The sequence below is a fragment of the Pseudomonas sp. MDT2-39-1 genome (assembly GCF_054898085.1).
This window is the reverse complement of the sequence record NZ_CM142716.1, coordinates 3442024-3459372: the sequence shown is the minus strand read 5'-3', so window position 1 is coordinate 3459372 and position 17349 is coordinate 3442024. Positions and strand designations below refer to the sequence as shown.

Annotated in this window: 15 protein-coding genes; 8 read left to right on the top strand and 7 right to left on the bottom strand. The window is 59.6% G+C overall.

All coding sequences use genetic code 11. The annotated features are described in order from the left end of the window. Positions 1–21: 21 nt before the first annotated feature. From ACYZTM_RS16440 to ACYZTM_RS16415, 6 genes are all read left to right on the top strand, one after another. Positions 22–831, top strand: a complete 810-nt coding sequence (locus ACYZTM_RS16440; RefSeq protein WP_131060547.1) for a MetQ/NlpA family ABC transporter substrate-binding protein — start codon at positions 22–24, stop codon at positions 829–831. Positions 832–833: 2 nt separating this feature from the next. Continuing rightward, positions 834–1955, top strand: a complete 1122-nt coding sequence (locus tag ACYZTM_RS16435) for a methionine ABC transporter ATP-binding protein (protein ID WP_461983483.1) — start codon at positions 834–836, stop codon at positions 1953–1955. Beyond that, on the top strand, positions 1945–2589 hold the full coding sequence (locus ACYZTM_RS16430) for a methionine ABC transporter permease (RefSeq protein ID WP_030128490.1): 645 nt from the start codon (positions 1945–1947) through the stop codon (positions 2587–2589). The genes ACYZTM_RS16435 and ACYZTM_RS16430 overlap by 11 nt, the downstream gene beginning before the upstream one ends. A 258-nt stretch (positions 2590–2847) precedes the next feature. Continuing rightward, positions 2848–4028, top strand: a protein-coding gene (locus tag ACYZTM_RS16425) for an IS3 family transposase (RefSeq protein WP_461983481.1) whose coding sequence is annotated in 2 segments (ribosomal slippage) — positions 2848–3100 and positions 3100–4028 — 1182 coding nt in all. Because the reading frame shifts where the segments join, the coding sequence is not laid out codon by codon here. 369 nt (positions 4029–4397) lie between these two features. Beyond that, positions 4398–4754, top strand: a complete 357-nt coding sequence (locus ACYZTM_RS16420; protein ID WP_131060545.1) for a DUF6124 family protein — start codon at positions 4398–4400, stop codon at positions 4752–4754. A gap of 159 nt (positions 4755–4913) precedes the next feature. After that, positions 4914–5540: a class I SAM-dependent methyltransferase gene (locus ACYZTM_RS16415; RefSeq protein WP_131060544.1), complete on the top strand. Its 627-nt coding sequence runs from the start codon at positions 4914–4916 to the stop codon at positions 5538–5540. Between the two features lie 134 nt (positions 5541–5674). Here the strand turns inward: ACYZTM_RS16415 and ACYZTM_RS16410 are convergent, their stop codons facing one another. From ACYZTM_RS16410 to ACYZTM_RS16400, 3 genes are read right to left on the bottom strand one after another with little or no spacing between them, the layout of a single operon-like run. Further along, complete coding sequence (locus tag ACYZTM_RS16410; protein ID WP_131060543.1) at positions 5675–8728, bottom strand: efflux RND transporter permease subunit; 3054 nt, start codon at positions 8726–8728, stop codon at positions 5675–5677. After that, positions 8725–9792 (bottom strand): efflux RND transporter periplasmic adaptor subunit, encoded by a 1068-nt coding sequence (locus tag ACYZTM_RS16405; RefSeq protein ID WP_461983478.1) that lies wholly within the window; start codon positions 9790–9792, stop codon positions 8725–8727. Before ACYZTM_RS16405 ends, ACYZTM_RS16410 begins: the two co-directional genes overlap by 4 nt. Beyond that, the gene (locus tag ACYZTM_RS16400) at positions 9789–10892 is read right to left on the bottom strand and encodes an efflux RND transporter periplasmic adaptor subunit (RefSeq protein ID WP_131060541.1); all 1104 of its coding nucleotides are present in this window, start codon (positions 10890–10892) and stop codon (positions 9789–9791) included. The genes ACYZTM_RS16405 and ACYZTM_RS16400 overlap by 4 nt, the downstream gene beginning before the upstream one ends. A gap of 306 nt (positions 10893–11198) precedes the next feature. On the opposite strand from ACYZTM_RS16400, the gene ACYZTM_RS16395 reads away from it, so the two are divergent. Beyond that, complete coding sequence (locus ACYZTM_RS16395; protein WP_461983475.1) at positions 11199–12359, top strand: AAA family ATPase; 1161 nt, start codon at positions 11199–11201, stop codon at positions 12357–12359. Between the two features lie 223 nt (positions 12360–12582). Then, positions 12583–13965 (top strand): IS4 family transposase, encoded by a 1383-nt coding sequence (locus tag ACYZTM_RS16390; RefSeq protein ID WP_461983473.1) that lies wholly within the window; start codon positions 12583–12585, stop codon positions 13963–13965. Between the two features lie 93 nt (positions 13966–14058). Here ACYZTM_RS16390 and ACYZTM_RS16385 read toward each other — a convergent pair whose 3' ends face one another. The 4 genes from ACYZTM_RS16385 to ACYZTM_RS16370 are packed head-to-tail and all read right to left on the bottom strand — an operon-like array spanning position 14059 to position 17003. Next, entirely contained in the window at positions 14059–14922 is an 864-nt protein-coding gene (locus ACYZTM_RS16385) for a transporter substrate-binding domain-containing protein (RefSeq protein ID WP_131060539.1), read from the bottom strand. Beyond that, positions 14919–15701: an amino acid ABC transporter ATP-binding protein gene (locus ACYZTM_RS16380; protein WP_461983471.1), complete on the bottom strand. Its 783-nt coding sequence runs from the start codon at positions 15699–15701 to the stop codon at positions 14919–14921. Before ACYZTM_RS16380 ends, ACYZTM_RS16385 begins: the two co-directional genes overlap by 4 nt. After that, complete coding sequence (locus tag ACYZTM_RS16375) at positions 15698–16357, bottom strand: amino acid ABC transporter permease (RefSeq protein WP_131060537.1); 660 nt, start codon at positions 16355–16357, stop codon at positions 15698–15700. Before ACYZTM_RS16375 ends, ACYZTM_RS16380 begins: the two co-directional genes overlap by 4 nt. Continuing rightward, positions 16338–17003 (bottom strand): amino acid ABC transporter permease, encoded by a 666-nt coding sequence (locus tag ACYZTM_RS16370; RefSeq protein ID WP_131060536.1) that lies wholly within the window; start codon positions 17001–17003, stop codon positions 16338–16340. The genes ACYZTM_RS16375 and ACYZTM_RS16370 overlap by 20 nt, the downstream gene beginning before the upstream one ends. Positions 17004–17349: the final 346 nt, after the last annotated feature.

Sequence of the window (17349 nt, the reverse complement as noted above, 5' to 3'; positions counted from 1 at the left end):
GCACTGACTGGAAAACCCATCATGAAAAAGACCCACCTCTCCCACCCAGTCAAAGCACTGGCCCTGGCCCTCGGCCTCTTCAGCTCCATCACCTTCGCTGCCGACGCGCCGCTGAAGGTCGGCACCACCGCCGCCTTCGCCATCCCGCTGGAAGCCGCCGTCGAGGAAGCGAAAAAACAAGGCCTGCAAGTCGACCTGGTGGAGTTCAGCGACTGGATCGCCCCCAACGTCAGCCTCGCGGCCGGCGACATTGATGTGAACTACTTCCAGCACGTCCCGTTCCTGGAAAACGCCAAGGCCGCCGCCGGTTTTGACCTGGTGCCGTTCGCGCCGGGGATCATCAACAACGTCGGCCTCTACTCGAAGAAATACAAAAGCTTCGACGAGTTGCCGCAAGGCGCCAGCGTCGCGATTGCCAACGACCCGATCAACAGCGGTCGTGGCCTGCAACTGCTGGCCAAGGCCGGGCTGATCACCCTCAAACCGGGTGTCGGCTACAAGGCCACCGAAGAAGACATCATCGCCAACCCGAAGAAAATCAAAATCCTTCAGGTCGAAGCCGTGCAACTGGTGCGCGCCTATGACGACGCCGATCTGGTCCAGGGCTACCCGGCCTACATCCGTCTGTCGAAGACCTTCGATGCCGGTTCGGCCCTGCTGTTCGACGGCCTCGATCACAAGGAATACGTGATCCAGTTCGTGATCCAGCCGAAAAGCAAAACCGACCCGCGCCTGATCAAATTCGTCGATATCTATCAGCACTCGCCGGCCGTTCGTGCAGCCTTGGATAAAGCCCACGGCAAGCTCTATCAAGCTGGCTGGGAAAGCTGAGGATGACGGCCGCCACTCAACGGCGACTGGAAATTCCAGAGCCCCACAACGCGATACACACTGAACTGCATCCGGCCCTTAACCGTGCTCACGTGCGCTTCATTGGCCTGGGCAAAACCTACACCGGCCAGCAAGGCCCGGTGGCGGCGTTGCACGGCATCGACCTGGCGATCCAGCGCGGCGAGGTGTTCGGCATCATCGGTCGCAGCGGCGCCGGCAAGTCGTCGCTGATCCGCACCATCAACCGTCTCGAACAACCGAGCACCGGCCGGGTGCTGATCGATCAAGTGGACATCGGCGAGTTCGATGAAGACCGCCTGGTGGCGCTGCGCCGACGGATCGGCATGATCTTCCAGCACTTCAATCTGATGTCGGCCAAGACGGTGTGGCAGAACGTCGAGTTGCCGCTGAAAGTCGCCGGTGTGCCCAAGGACAAACGCGAACAGAAAGTCCGCGAACTGTTGGAACTGGTAGGCCTGCAAGGCAAGCACAAGGCCTATCCGGCGCAGCTGTCCGGCGGGCAGAAACAACGCGTCGGCATCGCCCGCGCCTTGGTGCACGACCCGGAAATCCTGCTGTGCGACGAAGCCACTTCGGCGCTGGACCCGGAGACCACGCAATCGATTCTCGGCCTGCTGCGCGAGATCAATCAGCGCCTGGGTTTGACCATTGTGCTGATTACCCATGAGATGGCGGTGATTCGCGATATCTGTGATCGGGTCGTGGTGCTGGAACACGGGCAGATTGTCGAGCAAGGCCCCGTGTGGGAAGTGTTCGGCAACCCGCAACATGAGGTCAGCAAGACCTTACTCGCGCCGCTGCAACACGCTCTGCCGGAAGAACTGCAAAGCCGCTTGCGCCCGCAACCGCAGTCCTCGGATGCCGCGGTGGTGTTGCGTTTGCAATTCACCGGCAGCGCCACGGACGAACCGGATCTGGCGGCGCTGTTCAGCGCCCTCGGTGGCCGCGTGCGCTTGCTGCAAGGTGGCGTGGAACGGATTCAGGGTCATGCGCTGGGGCAATTGCTGCTGGCGGTAACAGGTTCGTCGCTTGGCGCTGAAGAATTGCGTCAGCGCGCTGGCCACTGGGCGCAACAGGCGGAGGTGCTGGGTTATGTGGTTTGATCGCTTGCTGCAAGGCTTCATCGACACATTCTTGATGGTCGGTGTGTCGTCGCTGATTGCGCTGCTGGCGGGCATTCCGTTGGCGGTGATTCTGGTCACCAGTTCCAAGGGCGGCATCTACGAAGCACCGGCGTTGAACCGCGCACTGGGCGCGTTCGTGAACCTGTTCCGCTCGATTCCGTTTCTGATTCTGATGGTGGCGCTGATTCCGTTTACCCGGTTGATCGTCGGCACCACTTACGGCGTCTGGGCCGCCGTGGTGCCGCTGACGATCGCGGCCACGCCGTTCTTTGCGCGCATTGCGGAAGTCAGCTTGCGCGAGGTGGATCACGGCTTGATCGAAGCCGCGCAGGCGATGGGTTGCCGGCGCTGGCACATCGTCTGGCATGTGCTGTTGCCTGAAGCGTTGCCGGGGATTGTCGGGGGGTTCACGATTACGCTGGTGACCATGATCAACTCGTCGGCCATGGCCGGGGCGATTGGCGCGGGCGGGTTGGGGGACATTGCGTATCGGTACGGGTATCAGCGGTTTGATAGCCAGATCATGTTGACGGTGATTGTGTTGCTGGTGGTGTTGGTGGCGGTGATTCAACTGGGCGGGGATCGGTTGGCTCGGGGCCTAAACAAGCGCTAGACCTGTTGCGAACACTTTTTGTTGGTGAAGGGGCTTTTGTGGCGAGGGGATTTATCCCCGTTGGGCTGCGAAGCAGCCCCAAAACCTGACGACTTGGTTTGCCTGACACACCTCTTTGAATGGCTTGAGGGGCTGCTGCGCAGCCCAACGGGGGTAAACCCCCTCGCCACAAAAGCGTCCTCGGCACAGGCAATTGTAGTGGTCTAATTTCCCCGGACACCTCGATAGGTGGAAAATGCATCTATCGAGGAGTTTTTCATGACCGACAAACGCAGAACATTCGACGACAGCTTCAAGCTGGAAGTCGTGAAGATGATCAAGGATCAGGGCCTGAGCGTTTCACAGGTTTGTCGTGATCTTAATATCGGTGATACGGCCGTTCGGCGCTGGGTACAGCAGTACGAGGCCGAGCAGTTGGGACAGGCCGGGATGGGCAAACCGCTGACGTCCGAGCAGCAGCGTATTCGGCAGTTGGAGCAAGAAAACCGCCAGCTCAAGATGGATAACGATGTATTAAAAAAAGCTACTGCCTTCTTTGCCCGCGAGCTGAAGTAACGTACCGATTGGTTCGGCAACTGCAACAGAAGGCTTATTCGGTGGCGCATGTCTGTCGGCTACTGGGTATTAGTCGATCCGGTTTCTACGAGGCCAACAAGCGCGCTGAAGTTCCGGCATCGGTTTGTCCGATCACGGTTCAGCTCAAGGCGTCGTTTGCCAAGAGTGGCGGCTGCTATGGCAGTCGCCCGTTGCGTAAAGCTTTACGCGCCAAGGGCATAGAAATAGGCCTTTATAAGATCCGCCGCTTGATGCGTACCAATGGCCTGCGTTCGGCCTGGAAGCGTAAGTTTGTGCACACGACCGATAGCAAACACAACCTGCCGATTGCCGAGAATGTGCTGAATCGCCAATTTGAACCCGAGGCAGCGAACAAGGCCTGGGTGGCAGACATTACCTACATCCGGACCCGTAGCGGCTGGTTGTACCTGGCCGTGGTGCTGGACTTGTTCTCACGCAAGATAGTGGGCTGGTCCATGGCCCCGAACATGCCGGCTGAGCTGGTGTGCAGTGCAATGCAGTTGGCGGTTGCTCAGCGTCAACCGCCACCGGGCCTGATCGCGCACTCGGATCGTGGCAGCCAGTACGCGAGCGCGAGCTACAGATCCCTGCTGGCAAGAAATGACATGCAGCAAAGCATGAGCCGTAAAGGTAACTGCTGGGACAACTCAGTGATGGAGCGCTTCTTCCTGAGCTTGAAAATGGAGCGGGTATGGCGGCGCGATTACGCCAACCACGCCGAAGCGATACGTGACATTACTGAATACATCGTTGGGTTTTACAACAACGAGCGGCTGCACTCGAAACTCGGGTATCTGCCACCGACCGTTTACGAACGGGAGATGGCGTCGAAATCACCTATCGAGGTGTCCGGAATTAGTTGACCACGACACAATTTCCCTCGCTATGGAGGGAACATTTCCCACAGGAAAATCAGCGTGCCTACAGGCCTGTTCCCTTTCATTTGCAGGACGTTTCCTAGATCATTCAGCTCGCTTGCGCCGGTGGATTCTCGCGGCTAGTCTCCGTCCGTCACTGCTCATCAGTGATCGGGTTTAGTCGCCCGGACCGGACGCATAGCGCCACCCATTCTCAGGCATTTCCTTTGCCTGAAATCTATGGTGGCTGTGCGTAGGGCACCTTCGGGTGCGCCGGTTCCCGGTGTCCGGTCGACTAACCTGCGTGCAGCCGCCACCCCTAATTCGTTTAGTCGCGAGATCGGTTGGCTCCAACTAATCACCGGAGTTTTACCAATGAAAAGATCTGTTCCCGATCCACCTCCCGAAACCTCCACCAAAAATAAACCCGCCGACGACCCGCCAAGAGACCGTTCCGCCCTTTATCGCGCCATCGATTTCTACCTCACCGGAGAACAGCCTTCGGCACCCGATGAGCTGCGGTTCTACAACGTCAGCGACGACGTGAGTTTCGAAGACACCCAACTCTATGTCGCGGATCTGCTGCGCTGCGCGTCCGTCACGGCGTATCAATGTGGTGACCACCTGAAAGGCGCGGACCGGGCCATGGTGTTCTCCATTTGGCATCTGCTGGAGATAGCCAAAGCCATGGTTGATCGTTCCATTGATTGTTTGGGGATGAAGCAGGGCTGAGTCATCGGTCGTCAGTGAAATTGCCTTCGCGGGCAAGCCTCGCTCCTACAGGGAAATGCGATCAACTGTAGGAGCGAGGCTTGCCCGCGAATGGCTGCGCAGCAGCCACCGGCCTCATGGCGTATATTCGGCAAACCCCAATTGCCTGCGCAGCCCACCATGAAACAAACCCCCGACGACCTCAAACAGATCACCTCCACCACCCTGGGCCATTACAACTCGGTGGCCGAAGGTTTTCGCGAGGGCACTCGCGATCATGATGTCAGCCAGAACATCGATGCCCTGCTGCGGCATATCCAGGGCGAGGCGCCGTTCGACATTCTCGATTTTGGCTGTGGGCCGGGGCGTGATCTGCAGACGTTCACGCGCATGGGCCACACGGCTGTCGGGCTGGATGGGTCGGAGAAGTTTGCGCAGATGGCGCGTGAAGATAGTGGTTGCGAGGTGTGGCAACAGGACTTTCTGAAGCTGGATCTGCCAGATGAACGCTTCGATGGGATTTTTGCCAATGCCGTGCTGTTTCATATCCCGCGCCAGGAATTACCTCGGGTGTTGAAGGCGTTGCGCGGGGCGTTGAAGCCAGGTGGTGTGTTATTCAGTTCCAATCCGCGGGGTGAGAATCAGGAAGGGTGGAATGGGCCGCGGTATGGGGCGTATCACGATCTTGCGGCTTGGCAGCAATTGCTGACTGAGGCGGGGTTTGTGGAGTTGGAGCATTACTACCGGCCGGCGGGGCTGCCGCGGGAGCAGCAGCCTTGGTTGGCGAGTGTTTGGCGTAAGGTGTAAGGCCTTAAGACTTGCGGTGTCTGTACTTGCGTCTTCGCGAGCAAGCCCGCTCCCACAGTTGACCGAGTTGTCCAGACTGACGCGGTCAAATGTGGGAGCGGGCTTGCTCGCGAATAGAGTGCGAAGCGCTCGCCTTACTGCACCTCTTTTTTCGGTTCGCGGATTTTGTACCAGGCGACGTACAGCGCCGGCAAAAACAGCAGCGTCAGCAACGTCGCAATAATGATCCCGCCAATCATCGCGTAGGCCATCGGCCCCCAGAACACTTCCCGGGCAATCGGGATCATCCCCAGGCTGGCCGCCGCAGCAGTCAGCAGAATCGGTCGGCGCCGATGCTCCGTGGCCTGCGCCACGGCATCCCAAGGTGCAACGCCCTCTTTCTCCAAGGCATCGATCTGCGTCACCAGAATCACCGAGTTGCGGATGATGATGCCGATCAGCGCCAGAATCCCCAGGATCGCCACAAAGCCCATCGGCGTGCCCGTCGGGATCAACGCCAGCACCACGCCAATCAAGCCGAGCGGCGCGACGCTGGCCACCAGGAACAGCTTCTGCACGCTGTGCAGCTGGATCATCAGGAAGGTCGCCATCAGAAACAGCATCAACGGCACCACTTTGGCAATCGGCCCCTGAGCCTTGCCGCTTTCCTCCACCGTGCCGCCCGTGGCGACCGAGTAACCCACCGGCAAGCTGGCGGCGAATTTATCGATGTCGGGTTTGAGCTGTTTCACCAGGTCGGTCGGCTGAATCTCGTCGCGCACTGCGGCTTTGATGGTAATCGTCGGTTTGCGGTCGCGGCGCCAGACCAGCGGTTGCTCCAGTTCATAGCGCACCGTGGCGAAGGCCAGCAGCGGAATCGAGGTGCCGCTCGGCGTCACGATCTGCAAGTTCTGCAGGGTTTCCGGCGTGCCGCGTTCCGCGTCCACCGCGCGGCCCACGACATTGATCAGGTAGATATCGTCATCGACCTGAGTGACCGGCGAACCGACCACGATGCTGTTCATCAGGTTGGCCACATCTTCCGACGACAACCCCAATTGACGCGCCTTGTCCTGAGCGATGTCGATGCGCAGGACTTTGCCCGGTTCGTTCCAGTCGTAAATGATCTCGCCGATGTGCGAGTTCTTGTCCAGCTCGGTGGCCAGGGCAATCGCGTGCTTGCGCACCTGATCGATGTCCTTGCCGCTGACCCGATACTGAATCGGGCGACCCACCGGCGGGCCCATTTCCAGCGCCTGGACGTAGCTGCCGATACCGACAAAATCTTTGCGCAGCCGCTCGCGCAAGCGCTGGCTGAGGACGTTACGCGATTCCAGGCCTTTGCTGACGATCACCAATTGCGCGTAGTACGGGTTCTGCAATTGCTGGTCGAGGGGCAGGTAGAAACGGATCGCACCCTCGCCGATGTATGTGCTCCAGCGCACGATGTCCGGATCGTCCTTGAGCGTCGCTTCTAGCTTATCCACCGCTTTGCGGGTTTCGGCGATCGAGGCGTTTTGCGGCAGGTTCAGGTCGACGAGGATTTCCGGGCGGTCCGAGGACGGGAAGAACTGGTTCTGCACGAACTGCATGGAAAACACTGACGCCACGAACAGCGCAATTGTGATGCCGATGGCCCACCAGCGGTTGCGCATCGCCCAGAGCATGCCGTAATTGAACGTCCGACCGATGCGCCCCGGTTCTGCGTCGTGAGGTTTCACGTTGACGCTGAGAATGTGCACGCCGATCACCGGGGCGAACAGCACCGCGACAATCCACGACACGATCATGGCCACCGCGATCACCGCGAACAGCGTGAAAGTGTACTCGCCGGCCGAGCTGGCGTTCAGGCCGATGGGCACGAAACCGGCCACCGTCACCAACGTACCGGTGAGCATCGGGAACGCCGTCGAGGTGTAAGCGAACGTGGCCGCTTGCTCCTTGGTCTCGCCCATTTCCAGGCGCGTGACCATCATCTCGACGGTGATCATCGCGTCGTCCACCAACAAGCCGAGAGCGATGATCAGGGCGCCGAGGGAAATCCGTTGCATGGTGATGCCGCTGTATTCCATGAAGACGAAGACCATCGCCAGCACCAGCGGAATCGAGCAGGCCACCACCAGTCCGGCGCGCACGCCGAGGCTGATGAAGCTGACGATCAGCACGATAACCACCGCTTCGAACAGTGCGCTGGTGAAACCGCCGACGGCTTTTTCCACCACTTCGGCCTGGTCGGAAACCGTGTGCACACCGACGCCCACCGGCAAGTCCGCAGTCAGGTCGGTCATGCGCTGGTGCAACGCCTTGCCGAACTCCTGGATGTTGCCGCCCTTCTTCATGGCGATGGCGAGGCCGATGCCCGGATGGCCGTTGAAACGGAACTCCGGTGTCGCCGGGTCAACGTAGCCACGGCTGATGTCGGCGATGTCGGCCAAACGGTAGAAGCGATCATTGAGCCGCAGGTTGACGTTGGCCAGGTCTTTCTCGGAAGCGAACTGCCCCGAGGTGCGTACCGAGATGCGCTCGGGACCGGCCTCGATCACCCCGGCCGGGGTCACCGCGTTTTGGGTTTGCAGGCTCTGCACCACCTGGCGCTGATCGATGCCCAGCGCCGCCAGTTTGCGGGTGGAGAAATTCAGGTAGAGGACTTCGTCCTGCTCACCGACCATCTCGACTTTGCCCAGCCCCGGCACTTCCCGAATTTCGGCGCGGACCTGTTCCACGTAATCGCGCAACTGGCGCATCGACAAGCCGTCGGCGGTAAAGGCGTAGACGGAACCGAACACATCACCGAACTCGTCGTTGAACCCCGGCCCTTGCAGGCCCTGAGGGAAGTCGCCGCGAATGTCGTTGATCTTCTTGCGCACCTGGTACCAGATTTCCGGAATATCTTTGGCGCTGGTGGTGTCGCGCAGGTTGACGAACACCGTCGATTCGCCGGGCCGCGTATAGCTTTTCACGTAGTCGAGCGAATCAAGTTCTTCGAGCTTTTTCTCGATGCGGTCCGTAACCTGCTTGAGGGTTTCTTCCTGGGTCGCGCCCGGCCAGCGGGTCTGGATGACCATGGTTTTGATGGTGAACGACGGGTCTTCTTCGCGGCCCAGGTTCATGTACGAGAACACGCCCATCAGCAGCGCGACGAACATCAAATACCAGACAAACGACTGATGCTTGAGGGCCCATTCGGATAAGTTGAAACTCCCTTTCATTGTGGGCTGTCCTCATCGATTTTCACTTTTTGCCCAGGTTTCAGGCTGTTCACACCGGCGCTGACCACCCGCTCACCGGACTTCACGCCACTGGCCAGGATCATCGTTGAATCCGTGCGGCTGACCAGGCTGACGTCTCGTGGGGCAACGGTCTGAGTCTGCGTATCGATGACCCAGATGCGGGTTTTGCCATCGACCTCCTGAAGCGCACTCAAGGGCAGTTCGATGCGTGGTTTGATCGCGGAGCTGAGGGTCACGCTGATCGCGGTGCCCAGGCGAAAACCGGGCGGTGTGTCGGTCAGGGTCAGGCGGGCTCGACGGGTACGGGTCGCACTCTGGGCCTGGGGCTCGATTTCACGAACGATGGCGGTGGTGGTGATGCTCGGGTCCAATTGGGCCGTAACTTGAAACACGACGTCGGTCGGCAGCTGGTCGACCAAGGTGTCCGGCAGGTCGATCACGGCTTCCTTGATGTCTGGCTGCGCCAGGGTCACCACTTGCTGGCCGGCGGTGACGACTTGCCCGGCTTCGGCATTCCACGCGGTGACCACGGCTTTGTGGTCGGCGCGCAGTTCGACGTAGTTGAGCTGGTCCTTGGCCTGATCGACCGCCGCCTGCGCTTGATCGAGGGAGGCCTGGGTGGTTTTGAGGTCGGTCTGCGCGATGTCGAGTTGCGCCTGGGCGCCGACGCCGCGATCGAACAATTCCTTTTGGCGCCGGGCGTTGGCCTGGGTGTTGATGAGTTGCGCCTGGATGCTGGCCAAATTGCCTTGGGCGGAACGCAGTTGGTTCTGTTGATCGGTGGGGTCCAGCGTGGCGAGCAGAGCGCCCTTTTCGACTTCGGCACCGACATCGACGCTCCGGCTGGCGATGCGTCCCGGCACGCGGAACCCGGTATTGCTTTCATAGCGGGCCTGGATGCTGCCGGCGAAGCGGCCGAGATTTTCCTCATCCAAAGCCTGGACTTTGACCGATAGCACCGGGCGTACCGGCTCCGGCGGTGCATCTTTTTCCGAGCAGGCCGCCAGCATCAGCGCGGTGCACACCAGTAACAGACGCTTCATGGCTGGGGTTCCACTGCTAAATCCTTGTAGGTGTTTTCGGCGATTTCGACTTTCACGCCGGGGTGCAGTAACTGGCCACCCGCGATGACGACTTTTTCGCCACCCTGCAGACCGGCGCTGATGATCACTTTGCCGGTCAGGTAACGACCGACCGTGATGGTGTGCAGTTGCGCCTTGCCCTCACCGTCCACCAGCCATACCGCCGGATCGCTGAGGTTTTTGGTCAGCGCCGACCACGGCAGTTCCACGGCGAACTTGCCCGGCGTCTTCGCCGTGGCGCTCACCACCGAGCCCAATTGCATGCCTTCGGGCAGACCGTCGAGGGTGACTTTGACTTGCACGGTGCCGGTCTGCGCGGACACGGCCGGGGTGATTTCCCGAACGGTGCCGGTGGTTTTGATCGCCGGGTTGTCGAGCAGGCTGACCACGATGGTTTTATCCTCCGGCGCCTCGGCCAGCAGCGATTCGTAAACGTTGAACACCGCGTCGCGCTCACCATCGCGCGCCAGGCTGAAAATCGGCACCGTCGCCTGCACCACCTGGCCGACCTCGGCCTGACGCGCAGTAATCACCCCCGGCGCATCGGCAATCAGCGCGGTGTAGCGCAGTTGATCGCGAGCGTTGGCGAGTTGCGCCTGGGCAGCGGTCAACGCGCTCTGACTGCTGCGCAACGCGGCTTGGGCGGAATCGTATTCGCTTTGGCTGGTGTAGCCCTTGGGCAGGAGTTTTTGCTGGCGAACGAAAGCGGCGGCGGTCTGTGTGACCCGGGCCTGCTCGGCGACGACCTGGGCCTGGGCCGAGTCGACGTTGGTCTGCAGATCCTTGGGATCGAGTTTGGCCAGCACTTGCTTGGCCGACACCCGGTCACCGACATCGACCCTGCGCTGAATGATCTTGCCGCCCACGCGGAACGACAATTCGGTCTGGACCCGGGCCTGAACATCGCCGGTGAGCGTCACCGACGCGGCGTAATCCTTGGGTTTGACCTCCTGGACGAACACCCGTGGGCGGTCCTTCTCGACCGGCTTCTTATCGCCGCACGCGGTCAGCAGGGCGAGGAGGCTCAGGCCAACCATTATTTTCAATCCGGGACCAGCCATGCAGACTCCTTTGCGTTGTACGGACGTGCCAATGGCGATAGGACTGTGAGCTTAGAACAGGGTTCCACGGGTGCACCTGACGGCTTCAAATAAAGCGATCACGCCACAATTTCTTGTAGTAGCTGGCGGAGCCCCTGTGGGAGTGAGCCTGCTCGCGATAGCGGTGTATCAGCCAACATTGATGCCGACTGAAACGCCGCTATCGCGAGCAGGCTCACTCCCACAGGGGCTTCGCCAGCTGCTACAGGGGATCACGGTGCTACTGACAATAAGGCAAACTGGCGGCCTCTGCTGCAGGAAGCGCTTATGCTCAAAACCCTCGCGGTGGCCAATTACCGCTCGATCAATAAATTGGTGATTCCGCTGGGCCGGTTGAACCTGATCACCGGCCCCAACGGCAGCGGCAAATCCAACCTCTACCGCGCGTTGCGGCTGCTGGCGGAAACCGCTCAGGGCGGCGTCGTCAATGCCTTGGCCCGTGAGGGCGGGCTGGATTCGACGTTTTGGGCCGGGCCGGAAACCATCACCCGACGCATGCGTAATGGTGAAGTCCCGATTGAGGCGACCGTGCGCCACGGCGCCAAGCGTCTGCGTCTGGGGTTTGCCGGTGAGGATTTCAGCTATGCGATCGCGCTGGGTTTGCCGGAGCCGAGCCTGTCCGCGTTTTCCCTGGACCCGGAGATCAAAAAGGAATGCATCTGGAACGGCCCGTTTTACCGCCCGGCCAGCCTCATGGTGGAACGTAACGGCCCGATGATCCGCGCCCGGGTCGGTCGCGACTGGGACGTGCTGGCCCAGCACACGCCGAATTTCGACAGCCTGTTCGATCAGGTCGGCAGCTTCCGCACCTCGCCGGAAGTCATGCAATTGCGTGAGTTCATCCGCCGCTGGCGCTTCTACGATCACTTTCGCAGCGATGCCGATGCACCGGTGCGCCAACCACAACTGGGCACCCGCACGCCGGTATTGCATCACGATGGTCGTGACCTCGCCGCCGCGTTGCAGACGATTCGTGAAATCGGCGACCCCGAGGCGTTGCAGTCGGCGATCAGTGACGCGTTCCCTGGTGCGCGATTGAATATCGCGCCGTTGCAGGGCGGGCGGTTTGCGATTGAGTTTTTTCAGGAAGGGCTGCTGCGGCCGTTGTCCGCGGCTGAACTGTCGGACGGGACGTTGCGTTATTTGCTGCTGGTGGCGGCGTTGCTGACGCCCCGGCCACCGTCGCTGATGGTGCTGAACGAGCCGGAAACCAGTTTGCACCCGGACCTGTTGCCGGCGTTGGCACGGTTGATTATCCGGGCGTCGGAACAGTGCCAGGTGTGGGTGGTGTCCCATGCGCGGCGGTTGATCTCGGCGTTGCAGGAAGATCCGGAATGCAATTGCATTGTGCTGGAGAAGAACCTCGGCCAGACCGGGATTGTCGGGCAGCGGTTGCTGGATGAGCCGGCGTGGCATTGGCCGGATTAGTCGGCGCCTGAACCACCGCTATCGCGAGCAGGCTCACTCCCACATTTAGACCGCGTCCGCCGGTGCAACTCGGTCAAATGTAGGAGCAAGCCTGCTCGCGAAGGCGTCCGAAAGATCACTGCAAAGGTTGAAGACTACTAATCGTTCCCACGCTCCGCGCTCATCGTTCTACATAACTCTGTTTTCAAGTATTTTTGAAACTCGGAGAAATGGAGAGCGATGATTGAATTGGGCACAGGACGAAATGAAAACCGCCGACTTGGGTGATGGCCGTTTAAATGCCAGGCTCGCCAGCTTTTTAGGACGCCTAGCCGATCATCCCGGCAACAGCATCCCAACTGCTTGTCGAGGGCTGGCAGAAACGACGGCGGCTTATCGATTTCTTGATAATGAGAAAGTCACGTTCCAGAAGGTGTTGCGGCCCCATCAGGACGCGACCCTGCAACGGATGCAAAACAGTCCCGTGGTGCTGTTGGCGCAAGACACGACCGAGATGGACAAATGGGTCAATCTCGGTCCCAAAGGGATGGGCACGATCAAGGCGCAGAAGAAGTTTTCTCGACGTCTGCACCCAACTATTGCCTTTACCCCCGAACGTATTTGTCTGGGCGTCGTCGATGCTCAGTGGTGGAGCCGCGATAAACCAAGCCCCCGCCATGAGCGCCGAGATAAAGGGATTGATGAGAAAGAGAGTCAGCGCTGGATTGACAGTTATCAAACCAGTTGCGCGATTCAGGGGCAGCTACCGCAGACCTTGGTGGTCAACCTCGCCGATGCTGAGGGTGATCTGTACGAATGGTTTATTGATTATCAGCAATTCGCTCCAGACACGCAGGCCCAATGGATCGTGCGGGCGGCTCAAGACAGGCGCTTGTCAGGGCCTGACAACGGGAAGTTGTGGTCGGTACTGGATCAGGCACCCTCTTTGGGAACACTCAAGGTTGAAGTCAAAGCGCGCGTCCAACGCCCCGCCCGGCTGGCTGATGTCACATTGCGCGCAGCAACCGTGACCCTGCGCGCCCCCGACAGGTCGGGTTATAAATTGCCCAGTGTCTCGATCAATGCTGTTTTGGCCCGTGAAGAAAACGCCATAGACGGCGTTGAGCCTCTGGAGTGGATGCTGTTGACCAGTCTACCGGTCACCCGCCTGGAACAGGCGAGCACCGTGGTTGAATGGTACGGGGTACGCTGGTCTATCGAAGTGTTTTTCAATGTGCTGAAGAATGGCTGTCAGGTCAGTCGATTGCAGCTGGAAACCGAGGAACGGTTGTTACCCTGCATTGGTTTGTACTTGATCACGACATGGCGCGTGCTTTACGGCCTGATGCTGGGACGTGCTTGTCCGGATTTAAGCTGCGAGATGGTGTTTGAGGCTTCGGAGTGGAAAGCGGCCTATATCGTGGTCAAACGGTGTCAACCGCCCTCTGCACCTCCTTCTTTGGGCGAGATGGTTTTACTGGTCACAAGCCTGGGAGGTTACTTAGGGCGCAAAAATGACGGACCTCCCGGTCCTAAAGCCATGTGGATAGGGATGCAACGAATACGTGAGTTTGTTATCGCATTAGAAGCCCAGCGTGCGCTCATCGAGAGTTGTGTAGAACGATGAGCGCTCCGCGTGGGAATGCAGCCCGTGACGCTCCGCGTCACTGGACGCGGAGCGTCCCTAGAGGCATTCCCACGCGGAGCGTGGGAACGATCATCACCCCTGCCACTTCCCACCCTCGACAATCACGCTCTCAGGCTTGGTGTCATCGCTCAGCTCTTTACGCACATATTGGTCGTAAAGCTTCAGCAAATACTTCTCCTCACCCAGTTTCGCCAACTCGGCATTCACCCAGTCACGCAGTTCGATATTGCCCTTCTTCACCGCCGGCGCAATCGGTGCTTCTGCGCCCAGCGTCTGGGTCAGCACGCGGTAGCCAGGGTTCTGCTTGGCCCAGCTGAACAGCACCAGATTGTCCTGTGCATAAGCATCGCCGCGCCCATTGGCCAGCGCTTGCAGAGACTCGGAGTTTTTCTCGAACTTCAGCAGTTTCCAGTCCGGGTGATTCTTGGTCAGCCAGATATCGGCCGTGGTGCCCGTGGTCACGATGGTGGTGCGAGTCGCCAGGTCATCGAGGTTTTTCACCGTGCTGGCTTGGGGAACCAGTGCCTGCACCGCGACCTTGAGGTTCGGGTTGGTGAATTCCACCGCTTCCTTGCGCTCCGGGGTAACGGTCATGTTGGCCAGGATCAGGTCGACCTTGTCGCTTTGCAGGAACGGAATCCGACTGGCAGGTTCTACCGCGACGAACTCGACTTTGTTCTCGTCGCCCAGCAGGTCCTTGGCGAATTGACGGCCGATGTCGGTATCGAAACCCACATAACGCCCGGCCTCATTGACGAAGCCAAACGGCGGTTTGTCGGTGAAGACGCCGACGATCAGCTTGTCCCGTGCCTTGATTTTTTCCAGATAGCTGGCGGTGGTCGCAGGCTTGGCGGGTTCTTCGGCTTTGTTGCAACCGGCCAGCAACGCGAGGCCGAGCAGCGGGAGTAGCAGCAGTGAAGTCTTGGCAGTTTTCATAGCGGTTCCAGTTCCTTTGTTTGAGTCGTTTTGGGTAAAGCGGCGACGTAGAAGAACTTCTCCAGGAACTGCTGCGCTCGTGCGGTTTGCGGGTTCGTAAAGAAAATCTCGGGTGGGTTTTGTTCGAGGATTCGCCCGGCATCCATGAACACAATTCGGTCCGCCACGGCACGGGCAAAGGCCATTTCGTGGGTGACGATCAACAGGGTCATGCCCTCGCGGGCCAGGCCCTGAATGACTTCCAGCACTTCCTTGACCATTTCCGGATCGAGGGCGGCGGTGACTTCGTCGAAGAGCATGACTTTGGGGTTCATGCACAGCGAACGGACGATGGCGATGCGTTGCTGCTGGCCACCGGAGAGCTGACGCGGATAAGCGTCGCGCTTGTCCAGCAAGCCAACGCGCGCCAACAAGGCTTCGGCCTGATCCCGGGCTTCGCGGCGGTCGCGTTTCTGCACTTTGACCGGGCCGAGCACCAGGTTGTCGAGCACGCTCATGTGCGGGAACAGGTGATAACTCTGGAACACCATGCCGATCAGCTGCCGCACTTCGCGCCAGTCGGTGCCCTTGTCCAGCAGCTCGCGCCCGGCGAAATTCAGGCTGCCGCTGTGGGCGACTTCCAGTCCGTTGAGGCAGCGCAGCAAGGTGCTTTTGCCACAGCCGCTGGGGCCGAGGATGACAATCACTTCGCCTGACTTCACGTGCAAGTCGATACCGTCCAGCACTTGCTGCTCGCCGAAAAACTTGTTGAAACCCTTGAACTCGATCAATGCGCTCATGCTTGCGTCCAGCGCCGCTCCAGCACGCGCGAGGCAGCCGACAGCGGGTAGCAGATGAAAAAGAAAAACAGGAACAGCGCACCGTAGATCAGCACTGATTCATAGGTGCGTTCGATGATTTGCTGGCCGACCTTGATCACGTCCACCACGCCGATCAGCACCGCGAGGGAGCTGGTCTTGATGATTCGCGTGTAGACGTTGATGGTCGGCGGCGTCATGCGTTTCAGCGCCTGGGGCAGCAGCACGTAGCCGTAGAGTTGCGGGCCGTCCAAACCAATCGACAACCCCGCTTCACGCTGCCCGCGCGGCAACGAATGCAACGCGCCACGCACCACTTCGCCAACTTCGCTGGCGCCCCACAGCGACAGCACCAGCACTGCGCACCAGAAGCTCGGAATGCTCAGGCCAAAAAAAATCGGCAAGCCAAAAAACAGCAGGTACAGCCACACCAGCACCGGGATAGCCCGAAACAATTCCAGGTAGATCCGCAGGATCACGTTCAGCCATTTCACGTTCAGCGTGCGCAAAACGCCGTACAGAACGCCGCCAACGGTGCTGATGGCGATGCTCAAGAATGAAATCGACAAGGTTTGCGCCGCGCCCTTGCCCAGTTGCGGCAAAGACACCCAGAGCAATTCAAGACCCGAACTGGCCATGCTGGAGCCTCCTTTCCAGACGGCTGAGCAGCAGCGACAGCGGCAAGAACAGCAGCACGCAAATCAGCGTCAGCACGGCGAGCATTTCGTAGGTTTTGTAGTAGAGCGCGATGTAGCTTTTGGTGGTGTAGAGAATTTCCGGCACCGCCACCGCCGAGACCACGGTGGTCTCCTTGAGCAGGAAGATGAAATTGGCGAACAGCGACGGCAGGCTGAGAATCCCGGCTTGCGGCAGGATCACGTAGCGCAGCAATTGCCCGTGGGACAAGCCGATGGAGCGGCCGGATTCGAGTTGCGCCTGTGGCACCGCATCCACGCCAGCGCGCAGCACTTCGGTCAGGTAAGCACCGCCGAGAAAGGTCATGGTGACGATCGCCGCGGCAAACCCCGAGACCTTGATGCCCAATGCCGGCAAGGCGAAGTACACGAAGAACAGCTGAATGAGCAGCGGCGTATTGCGCGCCAACTCGACGTAGAGGCCGACCAGCCGCTGCAGGTAGGGCGTGCGAAACACCAGGATCGTTGCGTTGATCAGGGCCACCAGCAACGATGTGCCGATGGCGATCAAGCCGACCTGCAGCGTCACGCCCACGGCTTTGAGAAACGCCGGCAGGGTGCTGAGGATAAAAGCGTAATCGAAGTTCATTGACCATCCTGGACGTCGCGGGGGTAAGCGACGGTGGTGCAGTCCATGGGCAGTGGTAACCACCCGGCAGGAACCGACTCTAAAGGTATAAAAAGAAGAATTTAAATACCGTTAAAGCATATTGATATCACGCAAAAAACTATCCGCCGGATTTGCCCAGGCGAAGGAAGACGACTATTTTCCTTCCAGCTGTCGGAGGGATCCTTTTTTCAAAAAGCCCCTCCAAGGACGCACAGCTTTTGGTCAGACTCCCTGGCCGAACTATCACAAGGAAGAGAAAATGGCTGAGGTGAAAGTGCCACAGCGGTTGGATCCGCAAGAAATCGTGAAATTGTTGGTGGCGTTG